General features: G+C 65.2%; 18 protein-coding genes. 4 read left to right on the forward strand and 14 right to left on the reverse strand.

The genetic code is table 11. From position 1 onward, the window contains the following. Nucleotides 1–36 precede the first annotated feature (36 nt). The 3 genes from recG to A7V84_RS01875 all read right to left on the reverse strand — a co-directional run bounded on the left by recG (nucleotide 37) and on the right by A7V84_RS01875 (nucleotide 3,525). Nucleotides 37–2,127 (reverse strand): ATP-dependent DNA helicase RecG, encoded by a 2,091-nt coding sequence (gene recG / locus A7V84_RS01865; RefSeq protein WP_063492243.1) that lies wholly within the window; start codon nucleotides 2,125–2,127, stop codon nucleotides 37–39. Nucleotides 2,128–2,144: 17 nt separating this feature from the next. Further along, nucleotides 2,145–2,531: a Rid family detoxifying hydrolase gene (locus A7V84_RS01870; RefSeq protein WP_025516314.1), complete on the reverse strand. Its 387-nt coding sequence runs from the start codon at nucleotides 2,529–2,531 to the stop codon at nucleotides 2,145–2,147. A gap of 217 nt (nucleotides 2,532–2,748) precedes the next feature. Then, nucleotides 2,749–3,525 (reverse strand): ferredoxin--NADP reductase, encoded by a 777-nt coding sequence (locus A7V84_RS01875; RefSeq protein WP_025516315.1) that lies wholly within the window; start codon nucleotides 3,523–3,525, stop codon nucleotides 2,749–2,751. 289 nt (nucleotides 3,526–3,814) lie between these two features. Here A7V84_RS01875 and A7V84_RS01880 point away from each other — a divergent pair, with 289 nt between their 5' ends. The 3 genes from A7V84_RS01880 to A7V84_RS01890 all read left to right on the forward strand — a co-directional run bounded on the left by A7V84_RS01880 (nucleotide 3,815) and on the right by A7V84_RS01890 (nucleotide 7,421). After that, complete coding sequence (locus tag A7V84_RS01880) at nucleotides 3,815–4,855, forward strand: Fe(3+) ABC transporter substrate-binding protein (RefSeq protein ID WP_033534688.1); 1,041 nt, start codon at nucleotides 3,815–3,817, stop codon at nucleotides 4,853–4,855. 123 nt (nucleotides 4,856–4,978) lie between these two features. Then, nucleotides 4,979–6,637, forward strand: a complete 1,659-nt coding sequence (locus A7V84_RS01885) for an ABC transporter permease (RefSeq protein ID WP_051348279.1) — start codon at nucleotides 4,979–4,981, stop codon at nucleotides 6,635–6,637. Between the two features lie 4 nt (nucleotides 6,638–6,641). After that, nucleotides 6,642–7,421, forward strand: a complete 780-nt coding sequence (locus A7V84_RS01890; protein ID WP_025516321.1) for an ABC transporter ATP-binding protein — start codon at nucleotides 6,642–6,644, stop codon at nucleotides 7,419–7,421. 19 nt (nucleotides 7,422–7,440) lie between these two features. On the opposite strand, the gene A7V84_RS01895 is transcribed toward A7V84_RS01890, so the two are convergent. Next, nucleotides 7,441–8,340, reverse strand: a complete 900-nt coding sequence (locus A7V84_RS01895; protein WP_025516322.1) for a pirin family protein — start codon at nucleotides 8,338–8,340, stop codon at nucleotides 7,441–7,443. 73 nt (nucleotides 8,341–8,413) lie between these two features. After that, entirely contained in the window at nucleotides 8,414–9,112 is a 699-nt protein-coding gene (locus tag A7V84_RS01900; RefSeq protein ID WP_033534686.1) for a pirin family protein, read from the reverse strand. A 154-nt stretch (nucleotides 9,113–9,266) separates the two neighbouring features. Here A7V84_RS01900 and A7V84_RS01905 point away from each other — a divergent pair, with 154 nt between their 5' ends. After that, a complete protein-coding gene (locus A7V84_RS01905; RefSeq protein ID WP_033534685.1) occupies nucleotides 9,267–10,229 on the forward strand; it encodes a LysR family transcriptional regulator in 963 nt (320 codons plus the stop codon). Between the two features lie 134 nt (nucleotides 10,230–10,363). On the opposite strand, the gene A7V84_RS01910 is transcribed toward A7V84_RS01905, so the two are convergent. The 9 genes from A7V84_RS01910 to hemW all read right to left on the reverse strand — a co-directional run bounded on the left by A7V84_RS01910 (nucleotide 10,364) and on the right by hemW (nucleotide 20,645). Next, a complete protein-coding gene (locus A7V84_RS01910) occupies nucleotides 10,364–11,074 on the reverse strand; it encodes an ABC transporter ATP-binding protein (RefSeq protein ID WP_025516326.1) in 711 nt (236 codons plus the stop codon). Further along, nucleotides 11,071–11,886, reverse strand: coding sequence for an ABC transporter ATP-binding protein (locus A7V84_RS01915; protein ID WP_025516328.1), 816 nt, complete (start codon nucleotides 11,884–11,886; stop codon nucleotides 11,071–11,073). Before A7V84_RS01915 ends, A7V84_RS01910 begins: the two co-directional genes overlap by 4 nt. Next, nucleotides 11,879–12,745 (reverse strand): branched-chain amino acid ABC transporter permease, encoded by an 867-nt coding sequence (locus tag A7V84_RS01920; RefSeq protein WP_025516329.1) that lies wholly within the window; start codon nucleotides 12,743–12,745, stop codon nucleotides 11,879–11,881. Before A7V84_RS01920 ends, A7V84_RS01915 begins: the two co-directional genes overlap by 8 nt. Before the next feature lie 3 nt (nucleotides 12,746–12,748). Then, nucleotides 12,749–13,630, reverse strand: coding sequence for a branched-chain amino acid ABC transporter permease (locus tag A7V84_RS01925; protein ID WP_033534684.1), 882 nt, complete (start codon nucleotides 13,628–13,630; stop codon nucleotides 12,749–12,751). A gap of 88 nt (nucleotides 13,631–13,718) precedes the next feature. Continuing rightward, nucleotides 13,719–14,873 carry an ABC transporter substrate-binding protein gene (locus A7V84_RS01930; protein WP_025516333.1) on the reverse strand — a complete coding sequence of 385 codons (1,155 nt, stop codon included), beginning with the start codon at nucleotides 14,871–14,873 and terminating at the stop codon, nucleotides 13,719–13,721. Between the two features lie 360 nt (nucleotides 14,874–15,233). Further along, the gene (ntrC, locus tag A7V84_RS01935; RefSeq protein WP_063492242.1) at nucleotides 15,234–16,661 is read right to left on the reverse strand and encodes a nitrogen regulation protein NR(I); all 1,428 of its coding nucleotides are present in this window, start codon (nucleotides 16,659–16,661) and stop codon (nucleotides 15,234–15,236) included. Further along, nucleotides 16,661–17,716, reverse strand: coding sequence for a nitrogen regulation protein NR(II) (gene glnL / locus A7V84_RS01940; RefSeq protein WP_025516337.1), 1,056 nt, complete (start codon nucleotides 17,714–17,716; stop codon nucleotides 16,661–16,663). The genes ntrC and glnL overlap by 1 nt, the downstream gene beginning before the upstream one ends. A gap of 97 nt (nucleotides 17,717–17,813) precedes the next feature. Next, on the reverse strand, nucleotides 17,814–19,226 hold the full coding sequence (gene glnA, locus A7V84_RS01945) for a type I glutamate--ammonia ligase (protein ID WP_025516338.1): 1,413 nt from the start codon (nucleotides 19,224–19,226) through the stop codon (nucleotides 17,814–17,816). Nucleotides 19,227–19,421: 195 nt separating this feature from the next. Further along, nucleotides 19,422–20,645 (reverse strand): radical SAM family heme chaperone HemW, encoded by a 1,224-nt coding sequence (gene hemW / locus A7V84_RS01950; RefSeq protein WP_063492241.1) that lies wholly within the window; start codon nucleotides 20,643–20,645, stop codon nucleotides 19,422–19,424. Nucleotides 20,646–20,656 lie beyond the last annotated feature (11 nt).

The raw sequence follows: 20,656 nt of genomic DNA on the forward strand, positions 1-20,656 counted from the left end.
TGTGCCCCGAGGGGCGGCAGGCATCGATGTGCCGTTTCAAGTACGCAGGAAATCTTCCCGGCCGCGCATCCAGCGCGCCAGATGGGCCTGGACAGCCTGCGGCGCCTGTTTGCGCAGCTGCACCGCTGCCTCGCGCGCCGCCTCGGCCAGCGCGAGGTCTTGTTCCATATCGGCAAAGCGCAGCAACGCCATGCCCGACTGACGCGTTCCGAGAAATTCTCCCGGTCCGCGTTGTTCGAGGTCCCGCCGCGCGATCTCGAATCCATCGGTGGTTTCGAACATGGCCCGCAGGCGTTCGCGGGCCACCTGCGACAGCGGCGTCTGGTACACCAGCACGCACACCGACTCGGCCTGACCACGCCCTACCCGTCCGCGCAACTGGTGCAGCTGCGCCAGCCCGAAGCGCTCGGCGTGCTCGATCACCATCAGGGAGGCGTTGGGCACGTCCACCCCGACCTCGATCACGGTGGTCGCCACCAGCAGATCCACCTCGCCGGCGCGGAAAGCCTCCATCACGGCAGCTTTCTCGGCTTGCGGCAAGCGTCCATGCACCAGGCCGATGCGCAAATCGGGCAGATCGGTGCGCATGGCGTCATAGGTGTCGACGGCAGTCTGCAGCTGCAGCGCCTCGCTCTCCTCGACCAGCGGACAGACCCAATAGGCCTGACGGCCACTGCGGGCAGCCTGGGCGATATGCGCTATCAGTTCGTCGCGACGGGCCTCGGACAGCAGTTTGGTGATGACCGGCGTACGCCCGGGCGGCAATTCGTCGATCACCGAAACATCCAGGTCCGCGAAAAACGTCATCGCCAGCGTGCGCGGAATGGGCGTGGCGCTCATGTTGAGCTGGTGGGGCACGACATGCCCGGTGTCCTCCTCGCCCTTGCGATTGAGCGCCAGCCGCTGGCCGACACCGAAACGATGCTGCTCGTCCACGATAGAAAGCCCCAGGCGACGGAAACTGACCGTATCCTGGATCAACGCCTGGGTGCCGACCACCAGTTGCACTTCGCCCGACTCGGCGTCGGCAACGGCCTGCCGGCGGGCCTTGGCGGCCAGGCTGCCGCTCAGCCATGCCACCTTCACCCCCAAAGGTTCCAGCCAGGCCGCGAGTTTGCGGAAATGTTGCTCCGCGAGGATTTCGGTGGGGGCCATCAGGGCCACCTGAAAGCCGTTGGCAATGGCCTGGGCCGCCGCCAACGCGGCCACCACGGTCTTGCCGCTGCCGACATCGCCCTGCAGCAGACGATGCATGGGGAAAGGCCGGGCCAGATCTTCGGCGATTTCGGCCACTACGCGTTGCTGCGCACCGGTCAGTGTGAAGGGCAAGGCCCCATACAGTCTGGCCACCAGGCCATCGGCGGCTGTATCCGGCGGCATGGGCGGCGCCCGCTTGTCGCGGCGCGCCGCGCGCGCCGCGGCCAGGGATAACTGCTGCGCCAGCAGCTCGTCGAATTTGATGCGTTGCCAGGCCGGATGCGTGCGCTCCAGCAGCGCCTGCTGGGACGTGCCGGGCGGCGGGGCGTGCAGCAGGCGTACCGCGTCGCCGAAAGACATCAGCGCCAGCTTTGCGCGCAGCGCCTCGGGCAGCGTGTCGTGCAGCTCGACCTGCTGCAAAGCCTGCGTCACGGCGCGCCGCAACACCGGCTGGGCAAGCCCTTCGGTGCTGGGATAGACGGGAGTCAGGGCCGTGGGCAGTTCGGCATCGGCACGCGTCATGCGCGGGTGCACCATCTCGCGCCCGAAAAGGCTGCCGCGCACATCGCCACGCGCGCGCAGGCGGTGCCCGGCCTGCAACTGCTTCTGCTGACTAGGGTAAAAGTTCAGCCAACGCAGTTGCAGTTCGCCGCTTTCGTCGGCAATGACCGCAGTCAGCTGGCGGCGCGGCCGATAGAGCACTTCCGAGCGCAGAATCTCGCCTTCGACCTGCGCGGCCATACCGGGCCGCAAAGCCGAGATCGGAGTGATCTGCGTTTCATCCTCGTAACGCAGCGGCAGATGCAGCACGAAGTCCTCGGACGCGTGCAGGCCCAGGCTTTGCAGTCGGCGCGCAGTATCTGAGTGCGCGCCGGCTGGCTTGCCGGCGGCGGGCTTGACGGCCTTGGCTGGCTGGCTTGGTGCAGGCATGGGCTGCCGGATCGGGATCAGAGAACCAGAATGGCCTCGACCTCGAACTGCGCGCCCTTGGGCAGGCTGGCCACACCGATGGTCGAGCGCGCCGGGAACGGCTGCGGGATCAGTTCGGCCATGATGGCGTTGGCAGCCGTGAAGCGGCTCAGGTCGGTGAGAAACAGCGTCAGCTTGACGATGTTGTTCAACGTACCGCCGGCTTCCTTGATGACGGCTTCCATGTTGGCGAAGGCCTGACGCACCTGAGCGTCGAAGTTCTCCGACACCAGCTCGCCGCTGCCCGGCTCCAGCCCGATCTGGCCCGACAGGTAGACAGTCTTGCTGCCCGAGACGGCCACGGCCTGCGAATACGGACCCACGGCGGCCGGGGCCGCATCGGTATGGATGATCTCTTTGCTCATAAAGCGGCTCCTTGGTGAGGGATAAACATTCCTATCGACGCTTGAACAGTAATAGGTGTTTGCGAAATTGTATGCCGAAACGGCTTGCCTGAGGGCCTGATCATGATGCCATTGCCTGCAGCGCAACCGCCACCCGGCACGCCCTTGCGGGACACGGTCCAACAAAAAATGCCGGCAAGGGAGTGCCGGCATTGCCTGTTGTCGCGGGAGCGGCGGATTATTTGTCGACGAAGGCGCGCTCGTAGACATAATCGCCCGCTTCGCCAACGCCGGGAGACACCTCGAAGCCGCGCGCATCCAGCATGGCGCGGATATCGGCCAGCATGTGGGGGCTGCCGCAGATCATGGCGCGATCGGTGGCCGGATCCAGCGGCGGCAGGCCGATGTCCTCGAAGAGCTTGCCGCTCTCGACCAGTTCCGTCAGGCGGCCCTGGTTGCGGAAAGGTTCGCGCGTGACGGTGGGGTAATAGATGAGTTTGCCGCGCAGCATGTCGCCGAAGAACTCGTTCTCTGGCAGCTCGCGCTCGATGTAGTCGGCATAGGCCAACTCGCTGACGAAGCGAACGCCGTGCAGCAGCACCACTTTGTCGAAGCGCTCGTAGACCTCGGGGTCCTTGATGATGCTCATGAAGGGGGCCAGGCCAGTACCCGTGGCGAACAGGTACAGGTGCTTGCCGGGGCGCAGGTCATCGACCACCAGGGTGCCGACGGGCTTGCGGCTCACCAGAATGTTGTCGCCTTCCTTGAGGTGTTGCAGCCGCGAGGTGAGCGGGCCATCCTGAACCTTGATGCTGAGGAATTCGAGGTTTTCTTCGTAGTTGGCGCTGGCGATGCTATAGGCACGCATCAGCGGCTTGCCTTCGACTTCCAGGCCGATCATCACGAAGTGACCATTGTGAAAACGCAAGGCGCTGTCACGGGTCGTGGTGAAGGAGAAAAGGGTGTCGTTCCAGTGGTGCACGCTCAGCACGCGCTCAGTATTGAAAGCAGCCATATTTTTTCAGGGCGGCACACATGAGTGCTAGACGGAGCGTGCCAGACAGCAGTTTTAAGCCTAGGGTAAGCCCTGAGTTTACTCCATCTACCTGATAATTGCTCTCATTTGTTCGTTATACCGATATGCCTCAAACCGGGGGTCCGCCCCTGCGGAGCGACCGCCTAGGATCTGGTCCGCAACGCTGACATTCTGTTGAACAGCGAGAGTGTTCCTGATATCGTTCGCGTCTTGATAATCATTTTCGATACGACGCCCGCCCCGGGCGTCAACAGCCGGAGATCCTTCGATGACGTTCAAGCGCCCCGCCCTGAACACCCTGTTGCGCACGCTCATGCTTGCCGGCGCGGCCTCGCTGTCCTATCAGGCCAGCGCAGCGGAAGAGGTCAGCCTCTACACCACGCGCGAGCCCAAACTGGTTCAGCCCCTGCTGGATGCTTTCACCAAGGATACCGGCATCAAGGTCAACACCGTCTTCGTCAAGGACGGCCTGCTTGAGCGCGTCAAGGCCGAGGGCGACAAGTCGCCGGCCGACATCCTCATGACGGTCGACATCGGCAACCTGGTCGATCTGGTCGACGGCGGCGTCACCCAGCCCATCAAGTCCGAAACCCTCGACAGCGTGATCCCTGCCAACCTGCGCGGCGACAAGGGCCAGTGGTATGCCCTCTCCCTGCGCGACCGCGTGCTGTACGTCGACAAAGACATGAAGCTGGATGCCTTCCAGTACGAAGATCTGGCTGATCCCAAGTGGAAGGGCAAGGTCTGCATCCGTTCTGGCCAGCATCCCTACAACACTGCCCTGGTCGCGGCCATGATCGCCCACGACGGCGCCGAGGCCACCGAGAAGTGGCTGCGCGGCGTCAAGGCAAACCTGGCCCGCAAGGCCGCCGGCGGCGACCGCGACGTGGCGCGCGACATCCTTGGCGGCATCTGCGACATCGGCCTGGCCAATGCCTACTATGTCGGCCAGATGAAAAACGCCCAGCCCGGCACCGATGCCCGCAAATGGGGCGATGCCATCAACGTCGTGCGCCCGACCTTCGCCAAGTCCAAGGGCACCCACGTCAACGTGAGCGGCGCAGCCGTGGCCGCGCATGCCCCGAACAAGGACAACGCCGTCAAGCTGATGGAGTACCTGGTTTCCGAACCGGCCCAGACGCTCTACGCCCAGGCCAATTACGAGTACCCCGTGCGCAAGGGCGTGAAGCTGGACCCCGTGGTCGCCAGCTTCGGCACGCTCGAGATCGACGCCCTGCCCGTGGCCGAGATCGCCAAGTTCCGCAAACAGGCCAGCGAACTGGTCGACAAGGTCGGCTTCGACAACTGATCCGCCATGGCGGGTTAGAATTCCGGCCGGCCCAGTCCGGCCGGATGCCTTCGGCGAGTCCATGCTCGCCATCGCCAACACCACAGGGCGGCCCCACAGGCCGCTTTGTGCTTTTCGCTGATGATGTCCAAATTCACTCTGGCTCGGTTTTCCGGCGCCGGCCTGCGCGGCCGGGGTTGGCTGCTGGCAGCCGTCCTGGTTGCACTCGCCGTCCTGGCGCCCCTGATCAGCCTGGGATGGTGGGCTTTCGACTCTGACCTGTCGCACTGGAACCACCTCGCACGCTACGTGCTGCCGCAGGCCCTGGCCAACACCGCCTTGCTGCTGACCGGCGTCGGCGTACTGGTGACCCTGCTGGGTACCGGGGCCGCCTGGCTCGTCGCTGCCTACGATTTCCCCTCCCGCAAGACCCTGGTCTGGGCCTTGCTGCTGCCGCTGGCGGTGCCGACCTATATCATCGCCTTCGCCTATCTCGATCTGCTGCATCCGATCGGCCCGATCCAGTCCACGCTGCGCGACCTGCTGGGCTACGACAGCCCGCGCCAGTTCCGCCTGCCGGACCTGCGCTCCATCGGCGGCGCCATCTTCGTGCTGGGTTTCGTGCTGTATCCCTACGTGTATCTCAGCACGCGCGTCATGTTCATGACGCAGGCGGCCAGCCTGATCGAGGCTGCGCGCACGCTGGGAGCCGGGCGCTGGGGGGTGTTCTTCCGCGTTGCGCTGCCGCTGGCCCGGCCGGCCATCGCCGTGGGTGTGAGTCTGGCCCTGCTGGAGACCCTCAACGATATCGGCGCCTCCGAATTCCTGGGCGTGCAAACCCTCACCGTCTCGGTCTACACCACCTGGGTGACGCGCTCCGATCTGGCCAGCGCTGCCCAGATCGCCCTGACCATGCTGGCCTTCGTGGTGGCCCTGGTGCTGCTGGAGCGGCGCGGGCGCAAGCGCCAACGCTATGCCAACACTCAGCGCATGCGGCCCATGCAGCCGCAACGCCTGCGCGGGACGGCGGCCGCCGTGGCCGTTGTGCTCGGCTGGACCCCGGTGGTCGTGGGCTTTGTGGCCCCGGCGCTCTATCTGGTGGCCGAAACCTACAAGCGCCTGCACCTGGTTGGCGCCGTGTCCGAACAGTTGCTCTCCAGCCTGGGCAATACCCTGCTGGTGGCCGGCTGCGCCACGGTCCTGACGGTCCTCGGCGGCCTGGCGGTGGCCTGGGCGGCACGCAACCTGGGGCCCGGCGCAGGTCTGGCGCGAGTCTGCGCTCGCGTGGCCAGCCTGGGCTACGCCGTACCGGGCACGGTACTGGCCATCGGATTGCTGGCGCCGTTTGCCGCCATCGATCGTCTGGCTGGAGATCTCTTCGGCTTTCCGGGCATGTTGCTCATGGGCAGCATTGCCGCGCTGGTCGGCGCCTATGCGATCCGCTTTCTGGCCATCTCGGCCGGCGGCGTGGAAGCCGGGCTGGCACGCATTCCGCCCTCGCTGGAGCAGGCCTCGCGTCTGCTGGGCGAGACTCCCAGCAGCACGCTGCGGCGGGTGCACCTGCCGCTGCTGCGCCCTGCCCTGGCCGCCGCCGCCCTGCTCGTCTTCGTGGACACCATGAAGGAACTGCCGGCCACGCTGCTGCTGCGGCCGCTCAATTTCGACACTCTGGCGACCTGGCTTTATGCGGAAGCGGCACGGGGCACCTACGAGGAAGGCGCCGTGGCGGCCCTGACCATCGTGGTGGCCGGCCTGCTGCCGGTGATCCTGCTTGCCCGCACCAACCTCAAGATGGGACATTGACCTCGTGCCCAAGCTGCTAGAACTCGCTCATCTCGCCCTGGCCTACGACACCCCGCAAGGCCTCAAATCGGTGGTCAAGGACCTGAGCCTGACCTTGCCGGCCGGCCAGATCGGCTGCCTGCTGGGAGAGTCGGGCTGCGGCAAGACCACGGTGCTGCGCGCCATCGCCGGCTTCGAACCGCTGCGCGCCGGGTCCATCTCCCTGGGGGGGCGTGTCCTGTCTTCGGAATCCGAACAAGTCGCGCCCGAAAAGCGCAATGTCGGCATGATGTTTCAGGATTACGCCTTGTTTCCGCACCTGACCGTGTCGCAGAACGTGGCTTTCGGGCTGCGTCGCCAGACGCGCGAGGCGCAGCGCCAGCGCGTGGCCGAAATGCTCGATCTGGTGGGCCTGGGCCATGTCGCGCATAGCTATCCGCACGAGATTTCCGGCGGGCAGCAGCAACGGGTTGCGCTGGCACGCGCCCTGGCACCTTCGCCGGAGCTGTTGCTGCTGGACGAACCGTTCTCCAACCTCGATGTGGACACGCGCGAACGACTGGCCTTCGAGGTTCGGGAAATCCTCACTGCCACCGGCCATACCGCGATACTGGTCACCCACAACCAGGCCGAAGCTTTCGCCATCGCCGACCAGATCGGCATCATGGCCCAGGGCGAGCTGATGCAATGGGACAGCCCCTATAACCTGCGTCATGCGCCGGCCAGCGACTTCGTGCGCGACTACATCCGCCGCGAAACGCTGCAGGCGCAACGCGAGGCGGCCTACTCGCGCGGACGCGAATAGGCCGCGGCTGCCCCCTCCCTCAGGAACGGGGTTCAGGCAAGGGAATGAACTCGGTTTCGTCGCCGGGCACCACCTGATTGAATCGCCCCTGCTGCCAGTCGTGCTTGGCCTGCTCGATGCGCTCCTTGCGGCTGGACACGAAGTTCCACCAGATGAAACGCGGGCCATCCAAGGGTTCGCCCCCCAGCAGCGCAAAACGCGCCTCGCTTTCGGCACGGATCGTGATAGGACAGCCCGCCTTGAACACCAGCAGACGGCCCGCCTCGAAACGCTGCCCGTCGACCGCCACGCTGCCCTGCGTCAGGTAGGCGGCACGCTCCTCGTGCTCGGCCGGCAGCTCCAACCGGGCCCCGGCTCGCATGCGCACATCTCCCAGGAACAAAGGCGACAAGGTCTTGACCGGCGAGGTCTTGCCGAACAGGCTGCCGGCGACAATCTGGGCGCTTACGCCCTCGCCTTCGACCACAGGCTGCGCGTCGCGGCCATGGTGCCAGAAGCCCGGTTCGGTTTCTTCGTGCTCGCGGGTCAGACCTACCCAGAACTGAAGGCCGAAGAGTTGCTGCGGCGCCTGACGGCTTTCCGGCGAAGAACGCTCGGAGTGCACGATGCCGCGCCCAGCCGTCATCCAGTTGACCTCGCCCGGCAAAATGGTCTGCACATGGCCTGCGCCATCACGGTGCACGATACCGCCCTCATACAGATACGTTACCGTGGACAGCCCGATGTGCGGGTGCGGACGCACATCCAGGCCCTGGCCTGCGCCAAAGGTAACCGGGCCCATTTCGTCGAGAAAGACAAAGGGACCCACCATCCGCCGCTGCGCGGAAGGCAGCGCGCGGCGGACCTGCAGGTCGCCCAGGTCGCTGCTGCGGGGAACAACCACGGTCTCCAGCGGCGACACGGATTCGGGATGAGACATGCTAGGTTCTCCAGGGAAGTCGGGATGCCGGCTGGCGGAGCACCTTGCCCCGCCAGCATCTTTGGGTCTTACTTTAGGGTAAATCAAACACCAGTACATCGGCCGCCTCGCCTGCGCTCAGAAGCAAACGACTCTCGGCTTGCACGGCCAACCCGTCGCCGGCGTTCAACACCTGCCCATTGACCGTCAGCCGGCCGCGCGCCAGGTGGACCCAGGCCCGGCGTCCCGCCGCCAGCGGCAGTTCCGCCTGCTCCTGACCGTCGAAAAGCCCCGCGTACAAACGGACATCCTGGTGCAATCTCATCGACCCCTGTGCGCCGTCGGGCGAAGCGACCAGACAGAGGCGGCCGCGCTTGCTGGCTTCGTCGAAAGTCTTCTGGTCATACTCGGGCTCGATCCCCGTGACGTCCGGTTCGATCCAGATCTGCAGCATATGCGTGGGCGCATCGGGCTGCGGATTGAACTCCGAATGCAGCACCCCGCGTCCGGCGCTCATACGCTGAACGTCTCCCGGGCGGATGACCGAACCCGTTCCCATGCTGTCCTTGTGCGCTACGGCGCCTTCCAGGACATAGGTGATGATCTCCATATCCCGGTGTCCATGCGTGCCGAACCCCCTGCCCGCCGCGATCCGGTCGTCGTTGATGACACGCAGCGGCCCGAAGCCCATGTGGGCCGGGTCGTAGTAGTTGGCGAAAGAAAAAGTATGGTGAGTGTCGAGCCAGCCATGGTTGGCGTGGCCGCGGTCAGCGGCCGGGCGCAGCGTGAGCATGATGCCCTCCTGATTTCAATAATTTGAATACACAGCCGGTCGATTCACTTGAGGAAAACGCCCGATGTGTTGCCTATGAAGACCATTATCAAGCTTGGATGCCACCGCAGGGTGGCCTAGAATTGAAGATGTCATTCAAATAATTTGAATACCAATGTCTCCCACGCTTTCCCATACGCCCGCGCCGGGCGCCATCACGCCCGACCTGCTGCTGATGGTCGATGCCATTGCCCGTCACGGCAGTTTTGCCCGTGCGGCGCGCGAACTGGGCAAGGTGCCGTCGGCTGTCACCTACTCGGTGCGCAAGCTGGAAGATCGTCTCGATGTGCTGCTGTTCGATCGCAGCGGCCAGCGCGCCCGGCTCACGCCGGCCGGAGAAACGCTGCTCAAGGATGGCCGGCTGCTGTTGCAATCGCTGGATGAACTGGCCTGCCGCGTACGCCGCGTGGCGACCGGCTGGGAAGTCGAATTGCGCATCGCCGTCAGCGCCGTGCTGCCCTGGGAACCGCTGTTCGACCTTGTGCGCGACTTCGAGAGCGAAGCCGGTGGGACCACTCTGCAGTTTTCCGAGGAAGTGCTCAGCGGCACCTGGGACGCACTGGCCAGCGGGCGAGCCGATCTGGTGATCGGCGCCGATGCCGCCACCGCACCGGCCGGGGCCTATCGCAGTCTGGCCATGGGGCAAACCCAATTCGGCTTTTGCGTGGCGCCCGAGCATCCGCTGGCCGGGCTGCCGCGCGCATTGAGCGCGCAGGACATCGCCGCCCATTGCGCCATCGTGGTGGCCGATACGGCACGCGATCTGCCGCCGGGCACGCGCGGCTTGCTGGACAGCCAGCGACGCATCGTCATGCCCAATATGCGCGCCAAGCTACAGGCGCAGATCCAAGGCCTAGGTTGCGGCTTTCTGCCCTTGACGCTGGCTGCAACGGCCATCGCGCGGGGCCAGCTCGTGCTGTGCGAGGTGGAGGACGTGATCACGCCCACCGAACAGGTGCTGTACGCCTGGCGTGCCGGCCAGCCCGGGCGGGCCCTGCAATGGTGGCTGCAACGGCTGCAATCGCCACGTCTGTGCGAAAGCCTGCTGGGCGTGCGGCTGGAAGCGTCCGCCGAGTGATCCATGCCTGCCAGCGGCAGCCCCTGGCTTTGGCCGGCGGCACCCCCCAGCCAGAGCCCGAAAGCCGCGAGCCCCCTCCCGTCTGTGACAGGAGGGGGCTCGCGCTCCGTGCATGCCGGCAGGACCCGCCAGGCTCAGGCGCCCAGATACGCCTCGAGCACGCGCGGATGACCCAGCAGCTCGCGGCCGGTGCCTTGTAAAGCCATCGCGCCATTCTCGAGCACGTAGCCGTACTGCGCAATCTTGAGCGCCTGGCGCACGTTCTGCTCTACCAGAAAGAGCGTCAAGCCGTCGGCGTTGATGGCGCGCAGCGAGCGGAAAATCTCCTGCACCACGATCGGGGCCAACCCCATCGAGGGCTCATCAAGCAGCAGCACGCGCGGCTTGGCCATCAGCGCCCGCCCGATAGCCAGCATCTGCTGCTCGCCGCCGGAAAGGTTGCCGGCCATGCCGTTGATGCGTTCCTTGAGCCGGGGAAACAGGTTGAAGACGTACTCCAGGTCAGAAGCAATGTGCTTCAGCCCGCGCCGGTAGGCGCCCAGCTCAAGATTCTCGAGCACCGTCATGGTGGTGAGAATCGCGCGCCCTTCCGGCACCTGCACGATGCCACGCGCCACCAGCTGATGCGGCGGCAGTTGGGTGATGTCCTCGCCCTCGAACGTGACGCGGCCGCGCGCCTTGGGCAGCAGCCCAGAGAGCGCCAGCAAAGTGGTGGACTTGCCGGCGCCGTTGGCGCCCACCAAGGCGGTGATTTCACCCTGGTTCAGGTCCAGGTCGATGCCGCGTACCGCCTCGATGTGACCGTAGTTGACTTCCAGCCCGCGGACTTCCAGCATGGCGCTCATTGTGCTTCCTCCGCGCGCGCGGCGCGCCCGGGCGCCGCTTCGGTGTCTTCGTCCTCATCGTCTTCGCGGCCCAGATAAGCCTCGATGACCTGTTCGTTGTTGCGAATGGCGTCGGGGCCGCCGCGCGCGATGATCTTGCCGAAGTTCAGCACCGCGATCTCTTCGCACAGCCCCATGACGAAGCGCATATCGTGCTCGATCATGAGAATGGTGTAGCCGCGGTCGCGGATGGCGAAGATCTCGTTCATCAGTTCGGCGCGCTCGCCGGTATTCATGCCGGCCACCGGTTCGTCCAGCAGGAGCAGCTTGGGCTCGGTGGCCAGCGCACGCGCCAGCTCCAGACGGCGCTGCTCGCCGTACGACAGGTTATCGGCCAGGTCATTGGCCTTGTGATCCAGCCGCATCCAGCTCAGCAGTTCGTGGGCGCGTTCCCGGGCCCGCTGCTCATGCTCGCGAAAACCCGGCAGACCCAGCAACAGACTGGCGAAACCGTAGTTCATGTGCCGGTAGGCACCCACCACCACGTTTTCGAGCAGCGTCATTTCCTTGAACAGACGGATGTTCTGGAAGGTGCGCGCAATTCCCATGCGGGTAATGTTGTGCGGCGCACGGCGCAGCACGCTCTGGCCATTGAAGGTGATCGTACCGCCGCTGGGCGGCAGCAGGCCGGTGATCAGGTTGAACACCGTGGTCTTGCCGGCGCCATTGGGCCCGATCAGGCCATAGATGCTGCCCTCGGGGACCGACAAACTGACGTCATGCAGCACGTGCAGACCGCCAAAGCTCTTGGAGATATGAGACAACTCAAGCATGGCGCTTGCCTCCCTGACGCATCCAGCGCTTGAAGCGGGCCGGATCCCAGATGCCTTGCGGCAGGAACAGCACGATGACCACCAGGATCACCCCGTTGACCACCAGGCGGAAATCCGCAAAACCGCGCAGCAGCTCGGGCAGCGTGGTGATGATGACACTGCCCAGCACCGGACCGGCCAGCCCGCCGATGCCGCCCAGGATGGCCATGGTCAGGATCTCGACGCCACGGTCAAAGCCATATTCGCTCGGCCCGATGAAAAAGGTCAGGTGGGCATTGAGCGCGCCGGCCAGGCCGGCAATCATCGCGCCGGCCACGAAGGCGAGCATCTTGTTGGAACGCACGTCGATGCCCATCAGGCCGGCGGCGGTCTCGTCGCCACGGATGGCGTCAAAGGCGCGACCCACCTTGGACTTGCGCATGCGCCACAGAATGAACAGCACCACCACCACCGCCAGCAGCACGTGCCACCACTCGGTCATTTGCGGAATGCCGTTAAGCCCCAGCGCCCCCCCGGTGATGGAGTCGGTATTGAGCACCACCACCCGCACCACCTCGCCAAAGCCCAGTGTGGCCATGGCCAGATAGACCCCGGACAGCCGTAAGGTTGGCAGCCCGATAAGCGCCGCCACGATCGCCGGGGCCACCATGCCGCCGGCCAGCGCCAGCGGAAAGGAAGCTTCGTAGTTCATGGTGAGCAGCGCCGCCGCGTAGGCGCCGATGCCCATGAAGGCGGCATTCGCCATGGCCAGCATGCCGCAGGCCAGCGTCAGCCAGATCGACAGCGCCAGCAAAGCGTTGGTGCCCAGCGTGAGCACCAGATTGCCATAAATGGCCCAGAAATTTTCGAATCCGCTCATCACTTATGCCTTTCGTTGAACCACTTTGCCGAACAGGCCCTGCGGACGCACCAGCAGGATCAGGAACAGCAGACCGAAAGCCACGGCATCCCGCATCGTCGAGCCGATATAGGCCACCGACAGCACCTCGGCGAAACCCAGGAACAGGCCGCCCAGCATGGCGCCACGGATGTCGCCCATGCCTCCCAGGATGATGACCGCGATGCCCTTGTGCAGCATGGGCTGGCCCATCAGCGGGAAGAGCGCATTGGAATAAAGGCCGATGAGCACGCCCGCCACGCCGCCCAGCGCAGCGGCAGCGAACGACGTGGTGATGAACAGGCGCTCGACGTTGATGCCCAGCAGCCAGGCCGCCTTGGGCGACTCGGCGATGGCGCGCAGCGCGCGACCGAACTGGGTGCGGCGCATCACGAACATCAGCACCGCCATCAGCGCAAAGGACAGGAAAATGATGCCCAGCTCGATCACGGTCAGGTGCATGCCGCCGATCTCGATCACTTCCTCGGGCACGGTGCCGTGCGGGAAGCGCAGATTGCTGGCGCCAAAGATGCCCTGAACGGTGTTGTTCAGGATGATGCCCACGCCGATGGTGGCGATCATGGGGATCAGGTGCGGTGCGTTGCGCTTGCGCAGCGGCTTGAGCACCAGGTAATCAATCAGCACGCCGGTCAGGCCGGCCACCATGAAAGCCACCGCCAGCGCCGCCCACAGCGGCAGCGAGAGCTGCTCGACCACGGTCAGCGCCGCATAGGCGCCCACCATGAACACCGCGCCATGCGCGAGGTTGATGACTCCGAGCACGCCGAAAACCAGCGTGAAGCCCAACGCAAAAAGCGCGTAGACCGCGCCAAGCGATAAGGCATTGACGAATTGTTGTTCCAACATTGGGGACGTTCCAAATCAAAAGCGCCTTGCGGACGGCGTCCTGGCCGTCCGCAAGGCGTATCCCTCGGTCGAGGGGACCCGTTACTGCTTAGTTCTCGATGACGTACTTGCCATCACGGGTCACGCTCACGATGGGCGCCTGATCGGCGTCGTAGCCGGCCGGCTTGCCGGCACGGTCATTGACCTGGCGGAACTTGAAGGGGCCGGTCGCACCGGTCCACTCCACGCCGGGCAGGGCATCGCGCAGCGCCGCACGGTCCTTGGCGATGTTGCCGCTGAACTTGGTGTTCTTCAGGGCCTGGGCCACGATGTACAGGGCGTCGTACGACTGGGCGGCGAACTGGTCGGGCGCGTTGCCGAACTTGGCCTTGTAGGCGTCGATGAACTTGGTGTTCTGCGGGGTCTGGTTTTCGATCGACCAGGGGCTACCGATCCACAGGTTGTTGGAAGCGCCGCCCGGAGCCAGATCAAAAATCTTGACCGAGTTCATGCCGTTGCCGCCGATGACCGGCACGTTCAGGCCAAGCTGGCGGGCCTGCACCATGATGGGCGCGCCTTCGGCCAGCAGCGCCGACAGCACGATGGCGTCGGGGTTGGTGCCCTTGATCTTGGTGAGCTGGGCCTTGAAGTCCACGTCGCCCTTGGCGAAGGTTTCCGTCGTGGTGACGGGGATCTTCTGGTCTTCCAGCGCCTTCTTGAAGTTGTCGTAGCCGCTCTTGGTGAAGACGTCGTCATTGCCATAGAGCACGGCCACGTTCTTCAGGCCGGTCTTCTCCTTGACGGTGGAGATGGTGGCCGGCAGCACGTCGGCCTCGGTGACCGAGTTGCGGAACACATAATTGCCGATGGTGGTGATGCCATCGGCGGTGTTCGAGGTGCCGAAAACGACGACCTTGGAGGCCTGGGCGATCGGGTCGGCAGCCTGGGCGGAGTTCGACAACGTGGGGCCGAACACCAGCAGCACGTTGTCCTTGAAGATCAGCTTCTTGAAGACGTTGATGGCTTCTTCTTTCTTGCCCTGCTCGTCCTCGACCACCAGCACGATCTTGTCGCCGTTGATGCCGCCCTCGCCATTGATCTCGGCGGCAGCCAGCTCGAAGCCGTTGCGGATGGAGGCACCGTACTGTGCAGCGCCGCCGGACAGGGCCTCAGCCACGCCCAGCTTGATGTCGGCCGCGCTGGCCGCCGGAATGATGCCGGCCGCGATCAGGGCAGCCAGAAGCGTCTTGGTCTTGGATTGCATGGTTGTTAGCACCTTATAGTCGGTCTCGGAATTTGGATCATCGAAGCCGCGCAATTTGCCCCTGACAGGGCGAACCTGCTGCGCGGGCCCCGACTTCAAGCGTCAAGGTTTGAGAGCATACGCCTTTTGTTTCAGACAGAAACCCTTCTGGCCAGCGTGACGCAAGAAAAGGCCCCAAACGCAGGCCTGTCTTGCCGCTTGGGCAGAATCGGGAGGCTTTCAACCAGGGATCACGCTTGCCGCTGCAGCAGCGGCAGCCACTGCGCGCGATGCGGGCGGCGCGCCGATGTCACCATCGCCCCGCCCAGTAGGCGGCGGGATGATACCCGGACTTGGGCACGCGGGACCAGGGTAGTTTCCCTAGGATGGCTCGCTTTCTGGTTCGTCGGAGAGCCCGAGCTCACGCAGTTTGCGGGTAATGGTATTGCGTCCGATGCCCAATCGGGCGGCAGCCTCGACCCGCCGCCCGCGCGTGGCCTGCAAGGCGCTTTCCAGCAAAATGGTCTCAAACTGACGGGTCAGGCTGGCCATCAAGGCTGGCTCGCCCGCGGCCAGGCGTTGCTGCGCTTCGCGTTGCAAGGCGCGCTGCCAGTCGCCGCCCTGCCCGGGCGCGGCGACCTGTGCCACGGACTGACGCAACTCGGGAGGCAGATCGTCGCGGTCGATGACCTGCCCGGCCGACATGACCGTCATCCAGTGACAGAAATTTTCCAGTTGGCGCACGTTGCCCGGAAAATCAAAGCGCGCCAGCGCCTCCATGGCATCCTTGGTCAGCCGCTTGGCGGGCACGCCCAGCGTGCGCGCGCTCAAGGCCAGGAAATGACGCGCCAGTCCGGCAATATCCTCGGTCCGCTCGCGCAACGGCGGCAGACGCAGGCGGATCACGTTCAGGCGATGGAACAGGTCTTCGCGGAAAAGCCCTTGCTCGACCCGCTGCTCCAGCGGCTGGTGGGTGGCCGCCACGATGCGCACATCCACACGCAGCAACTGCGACCCGCCCACCCGATAGAAGCCACCCTCGGCCAGCACGCGCAACAGGCGTGTCTGCAACTCGATCGGCATATCGCCGATCTCGTCCAGGAACAGCGTGCCGCCGTGCGCCTCCTCGAAACGCCCGCGGCGCAGCGTGTTGGCGCCGGTGAAGGCGCCACGCTCGTGGCCGAACAGCTCAGCCTCCAGCAAATCACGCGGGATCGCGGCCGCATTGAGCGCCACGAAGGGCCCGCTGGCGCGCGCGCCGTGCGCATGGAGCGCGCGCGCCACGAGTTCCTTGCCCGTGCCGGACTCGCCGGTGATCAGCACGGTGACCTTGGATTGCGCCAGACGCCCGATGGCACGGAACACTTCCTGCATGGCCGTGGAAGACGATTGCGTCATCATCCACGGTTGCACAGCCCCATCGGCGGCGGCGACCTCGACCGGCGGCTCGGATTCGCGCAGCGCGCGCTCGATCAGGGCTACCGCCTCGTTCACATCGAAAGGCTTGGCCAGGTAGTCGAAAGCCCCATCCTGGAAAGCGCTGACCGTGCTGTCCAGGTCCGCGTAGGCGGTCATCACGATCACAGGCAGGCTGGCATGGGTGGTCTTGATGCGGCGCAGCAGCGCCAGGCCATCGCCGCCCGGCATCCGGATATCGGAAACCAGCGCCGCCGGGGCGCCTTCCGACAGCGCGTCCAGCACGTCGGCCGCGTTGGAGAAGCTGCGGGTCGTGACGCCGGCGCGCGCCAGGGCTTTCTCGAGTACCCAGCGGATGGCCTGATCGTCATCAACGATCCATACGGACTCCATCAGAGCGGCTCCATCGGAAATACCAGGCGGAACTCGGTGTGCCCGGGCCGGGACTCGAACTCGATGATGCCGCCATGTTGCTGAACCAGATCCTGGGCCAGGCTCAGGCCCAGGCCGGTGCCGCCGGCACGCGCGGTCACCAGGGGGTGGAAGATGCGTTCGCGGATGTCCTCGGGCACGCCCGGGCCGTTGTCGATCACCGAAAGCACGAGCGCCAGCCGGTGATAGCGCGCGCCCAGCATGAGCTGGCGCGCCACTCGGGTGCGCAGGATGATGCGCGGCGCAGTCACGGTCGCGCCGGCGTGCACCAATTCCTGTGCAGCATTGCGCGCCACGTTGAGCACCGCCTGCATCAGGCGCGCCGCGTCCGCCATCAACTCGGGCACCGATGCGTCATAGTCGCGCACCAGTTCCACGGCATGGCGAAACTCGGCACGGATCAGGGCGCACACGCGCTCGCAGATTTCGTGGATATTGACGGCATGCGTACGCAGGGGCACGCGCTGCGCCCCGCCCAGTCGGTCCACCAGCGCCTGCAGTCGGTCGGCTTCGGAAATGATCACCTGGGTGTACTCGGTGAGCGCCGGGGTGGGAAGTTCGGCCTCCAGCAATTGCGCGGCCCCGCGCAAGCCGCCCAGGGGATTCTTGACTTCGTGGGCCAGGTTGCGCAACAGCTGACGATGCGACTCGATCTCTTCGACCAGACGATGATTGCGATCGGCCAGCACGCGCTGTTCGATCTCGCGGGTTTCGATCAGCACCGGCCAGGGCTGCCCGTTGCAGGCCACCGTAGTGACCGTGACCTCCAGCGGATCGCCTGCACGCCGGATGGCCGAGAGCTGACGCCGGTCGGCGAAACGGCCGGCAACCGCCGCGTCGATCGAATCCTGCAGGGTTTCGGGATGCTCGAACAGCACGGGAGCGGCCAGCCCGCGCAGCTGCTTGCGGGAACGCCCGAAGAGATCCTCGGCCGCCGCATTGGCATGCTCGATGTGACCGCGCGCATCCAGCAGAAAGACGGACGTGGCCAGCAGGTCAAAGACGTCGACATTCATCATGGGCTCGCAGTCTGGTCGGCGCTCCGGCATGGAGCGCCGCAGGCGGCCGCCGCCTGCACCAAGGTGGTGCCCGCGGCGGGCCGGGCTTGCGGGCTTACAGGCTGTAGTACATATCGAACTCGACCGGGTGGGTCGTCATGCGCAGGCGCGTGACTTCGCCCATCTTCAGATCGATATAGGCGTCCAGCATGTCGTTGCTGAACACGCCGCCACGGGTCAGGAACTCGCGGTCCTTGTCCAGCGCAGCCAGGGCCTCTTCGAGCGAGGCGCAGACGGTCGGGATCTTTGCATCCTCTTCCGGCGGCAGGTCGTACAGGTTCTTGTCGGCCGGATCGCCCGGGTGGATCTTGTTCTGCACGCCGTCCAGGCCGGCCATCATCAGGGCCGAGAAGGCCAGATAGGGGTTGGCCAGGGGATCCGGGAAGCGCGCTTCCACGCGACGGGCCTTGGGATTGCCAACGTAAGGAATACGGATCGAAGCCGAGCGGTTGCGCGCCGAATACGCCAGTTTCACAGGCGCTTCGTAGTGCGGCACGAGACGCTTGTACGAGTTGGTACCCGGGTTGGTGATCGCGTTCAGGGCGCGGGCGTGCTTGATGATGCCGCCGATGTAATACAGGGCGAACTCGGACAGGCCGGCGTAGCCGTTGCCGGCGAACAGGTTCTGGCCATCTTTCCAGATCGACTGGTGCACGTGCATGCCCGAGCCGTTGTCGCCGACCACGGGCTTGGGCATGAACGTAGCCGTCTTGCCATAGGCGTGAGCCACGTTGTGGATCACGTACTTCATGATCTGGCTCCAGTCGGCGCGGTTGACCAGCGTGCTGAAGCGGGTGCCGATCTCCAGCTGGCCGGCGGCGGCGACTTCATGGTGGTGCACTTCGACCGGCACGCCCATCTGCTCGAGCAGCAGGCACATTTCCGAACGCAGATCCTGAAAGGCATCGACCGGCGGGACCGGGAAATAGCCGCCCTTGACGGCCGGGCGATGACCCATGTTGCCGCCCTCGAAATCGTGACCCGTGGACCAGGGGGCCTGCTCGGCCTTGATCTTCACGAAGGTGCCCGACATGTCGGTATTCCAGGTCACGCCGTCGAACACGAAGAACTCGGGCTCCGGACCGAAGTAGGCGGTATCGCCCAGGCCAGAGGACTTCAGGTAAGCCTCGGCGCGCTTGGCCAGCGAACGCGGGTCGCGGTCATAGCCCTTCAGGTCCGTGGGTTCGACCACGTCGCAGGTCAGGATCAGCGTGGGCTCTTCGCGAAAGGGATCCAGGTTGGCCGTCGAGGCATCCGGGATCAGCAGCATGTCGGACGCCTCAATACCCTTCCAGCCGGGGATCGACGAGCCGTCGAAGGCCTGGCCGCTTTCCAGCTTGTCTTCATCGACCGTATGGGCCGGCGCGGAGACGTGATGCTCGCGCCCGAGGGTGTCGGTGAAGCGGAAGTCCACGAACTTGACGTCGTTGTCCGCAATCATTTTCAGAACGTCTTGGGGGCTTGCCATGTCATCTCCATTGAGTAATAGCGTCACGGGCACCACGCCCGACCGGCAGCATCAGCACCTAAGCAATAAGCGTGCCAACGCCCGCGCCCGGGTAAGGCTAGGGGTTTTCCCGCCACGCAACGCCGAATGGCTTCAATTTAGCACCAAAATGGTGCAGATCGCGAGGCCGCGACGCCCCATCTTGGTGCCAAACGATTACAGAAAGATTTCCTGCAGGTCATTGAGAAAGCGCCAGCCCAGCGGCGTGGCCCGCAGGCGGGTGGGATCGGGGTCCAGCAGGCCGCGCGCGGTGGCCGCCTCAAGCTGGTGCGCAATCGCGGCCAGCGACAGCCCCGTACGTTCGGCAAACAGCGTGGCCGCCACCCCGTCCTTCAGGCGCAGCGCATTGAGCATGAATTCGAAAGGCAGCGCATCGGGCTGCACTTCGACGGACTCGGCGACGTGGCTGCCATCGCCGGCCATGGCGCGCGTCATCCAGGACTCGGGATTGCGGTGCCGCGCCTGGCGCAGGATGCGATCGTGAAACGACAGCTTGCCATGCGCCCCGGGGCCCAACCCAAGATAGTCGCCGAACTCCCAATAATTGGCGTTGTGCCGGCTGCGTGCACCCGGACGCGCATAAGCGGACACCTCATAGCGCTGCAGACCTGCCTGCGCCAGCGCGTCTTCGACCGCATCCTGCATCTGCGCGCTGCTGTCATCGTCAGGCAGTTCGGGCGGATACTTGGCGAAGACGGTATTCGGCTCAAGCGTCAGGTGATACATCGACAGATGCTCGGTGCCGAAGGCCAACGCCTGGTTCACGTCGGCCAGGCAAGCGGCCAGATCCTGCCCGGGCAAGGCGAACATCAGATCCAGGTTGACCCGCCCGACGGCGGCCTGCGCCATCTCGATCGCAGCCCGGGCCTGGGCGGCGTCATGAATGCGGCCCAGTTTTTTCAACTGCGCATCGTCAAAGCTCTGGATGCCCAGCGACAGCCGGTTCACGCCACTGGCCGCGTAATCGCGGAAACGACCGGCCTCGGCCGTGCCCGGGTTGGCCTCCATGGTGATTTCCGCATCGGGCAACAGATTCAGGCAGGCCCGCAGCATCGCCAGCAACTCGTCCAGCCCCGCAGCCGACAGCAGGCTGGGCGTGCCGCCGCCGATGAACACCGAAATCACCTGGCGCCCCCAGATCAGCGGCACCGATTGCTCCAGATCGGCGCGCAGCGCGTCCAGGTAGGCGCGCTCGGGGATGCCTTGCTGGGGCGAGGCATGCGAATTGAAGTCGCAATAAGGGCATTTGCGCACGCACCAGGGCACATGCACATAGACCGACAACGGCGGCAGGCTGGTCAGCGTGGCGCCTGCCGGCACGCGTACCGGATGCTTGGCCGGCGCAGCGCCGGCGGGCTGAATGGGAATGATGAGGGCCATGCTGGACGATG

The sequence above is a fragment of the Bordetella trematum genome (genome assembly GCF_900078335.1).
Taxonomy (GTDB): domain Bacteria; phylum Pseudomonadota; class Gammaproteobacteria; order Burkholderiales; family Burkholderiaceae_B; genus Bordetella; species Bordetella trematum.

Excerpts from the sequence above, each read along its gene's own strand:
- glnL (WP_025516337.1), bottom strand. The coding sequence starts at position 17,716 with ATGAATGTCGACGTCTTTGACCTGCTGGCCACGTCCGTCTTTCTGCTG.
- A7V84_RS01880 (WP_033534688.1), top strand. The coding sequence starts at position 3,815 with ATGACGTTCAAGCGCCCCGCCCTGAACACCCTGTTGCGCACGCTCATG.
- A7V84_RS01875 (WP_025516315.1), bottom strand. The coding sequence starts at position 3,525 with ATGGCTGCTTTCAATACTGAGCGCGTGCTGAGCGTGCACCACTGGAAC.
- A7V84_RS01900 (WP_033534686.1), bottom strand. The coding sequence starts at position 9,112 with ATGCTCACGCTGCGCCCGGCCGCTGACCGCGGCCACGCCAACCATGGC.
- glnA (WP_025516338.1), bottom strand. The coding sequence starts at position 19,226 with ATGGCAAGCCCCCAAGACGTTCTGAAAATGATTGCGGACAACGACGTC.
- A7V84_RS01895 (WP_025516322.1), bottom strand. The coding sequence starts at position 8,340 with ATGTCTCATCCCGAATCCGTGTCGCCGCTGGAGACCGTGGTTGTTCCC.
- recG (WP_063492243.1), bottom strand. The coding sequence starts at position 2,127 with ATGCCTGCACCAAGCCAGCCAGCCAAGGCCGTCAAGCCCGCCGCCGGC.
- A7V84_RS01905 (WP_033534685.1), top strand. The coding sequence starts at position 9,267 with ATGTCTCCCACGCTTTCCCATACGCCCGCGCCGGGCGCCATCACGCCC.
- A7V84_RS01930 (WP_025516333.1), bottom strand. The coding sequence starts at position 14,873 with ATGCAATCCAAGACCAAGACGCTTCTGGCTGCCCTGATCGCGGCCGGC.
- A7V84_RS01910 (WP_025516326.1), bottom strand. The coding sequence starts at position 11,074 with ATGAGCGCCATGCTGGAAGTCCGCGGGCTGGAAGTCAACTACGGTCAC.
- A7V84_RS01925 (WP_033534684.1), bottom strand. The coding sequence starts at position 13,630 with ATGTTGGAACAACAATTCGTCAATGCCTTATCGCTTGGCGCGGTCTAC.
- A7V84_RS01870 (WP_025516314.1), bottom strand. The coding sequence starts at position 2,531 with ATGAGCAAAGAGATCATCCATACCGATGCGGCCCCGGCCGCCGTGGGT.
- A7V84_RS01915 (WP_025516328.1), bottom strand. The coding sequence starts at position 11,886 with ATGCTTGAGTTGTCTCATATCTCCAAGAGCTTTGGCGGTCTGCACGTG.
- ntrC (WP_063492242.1), bottom strand. The coding sequence starts at position 16,661 with ATGGAGTCCGTATGGATCGTTGATGACGATCAGGCCATCCGCTGGGTA.
- A7V84_RS01920 (WP_025516329.1), bottom strand. The coding sequence starts at position 12,745 with ATGAGCGGATTCGAAAATTTCTGGGCCATTTATGGCAATCTGGTGCTC.
- A7V84_RS01885 (WP_051348279.1), top strand. The coding sequence starts at position 4,979 with ATGTCCAAATTCACTCTGGCTCGGTTTTCCGGCGCCGGCCTGCGCGGC.
- hemW (WP_063492241.1), bottom strand. The coding sequence starts at position 20,645 with ATGGCCCTCATCATTCCCATTCAGCCCGCCGGCGCTGCGCCGGCCAAG.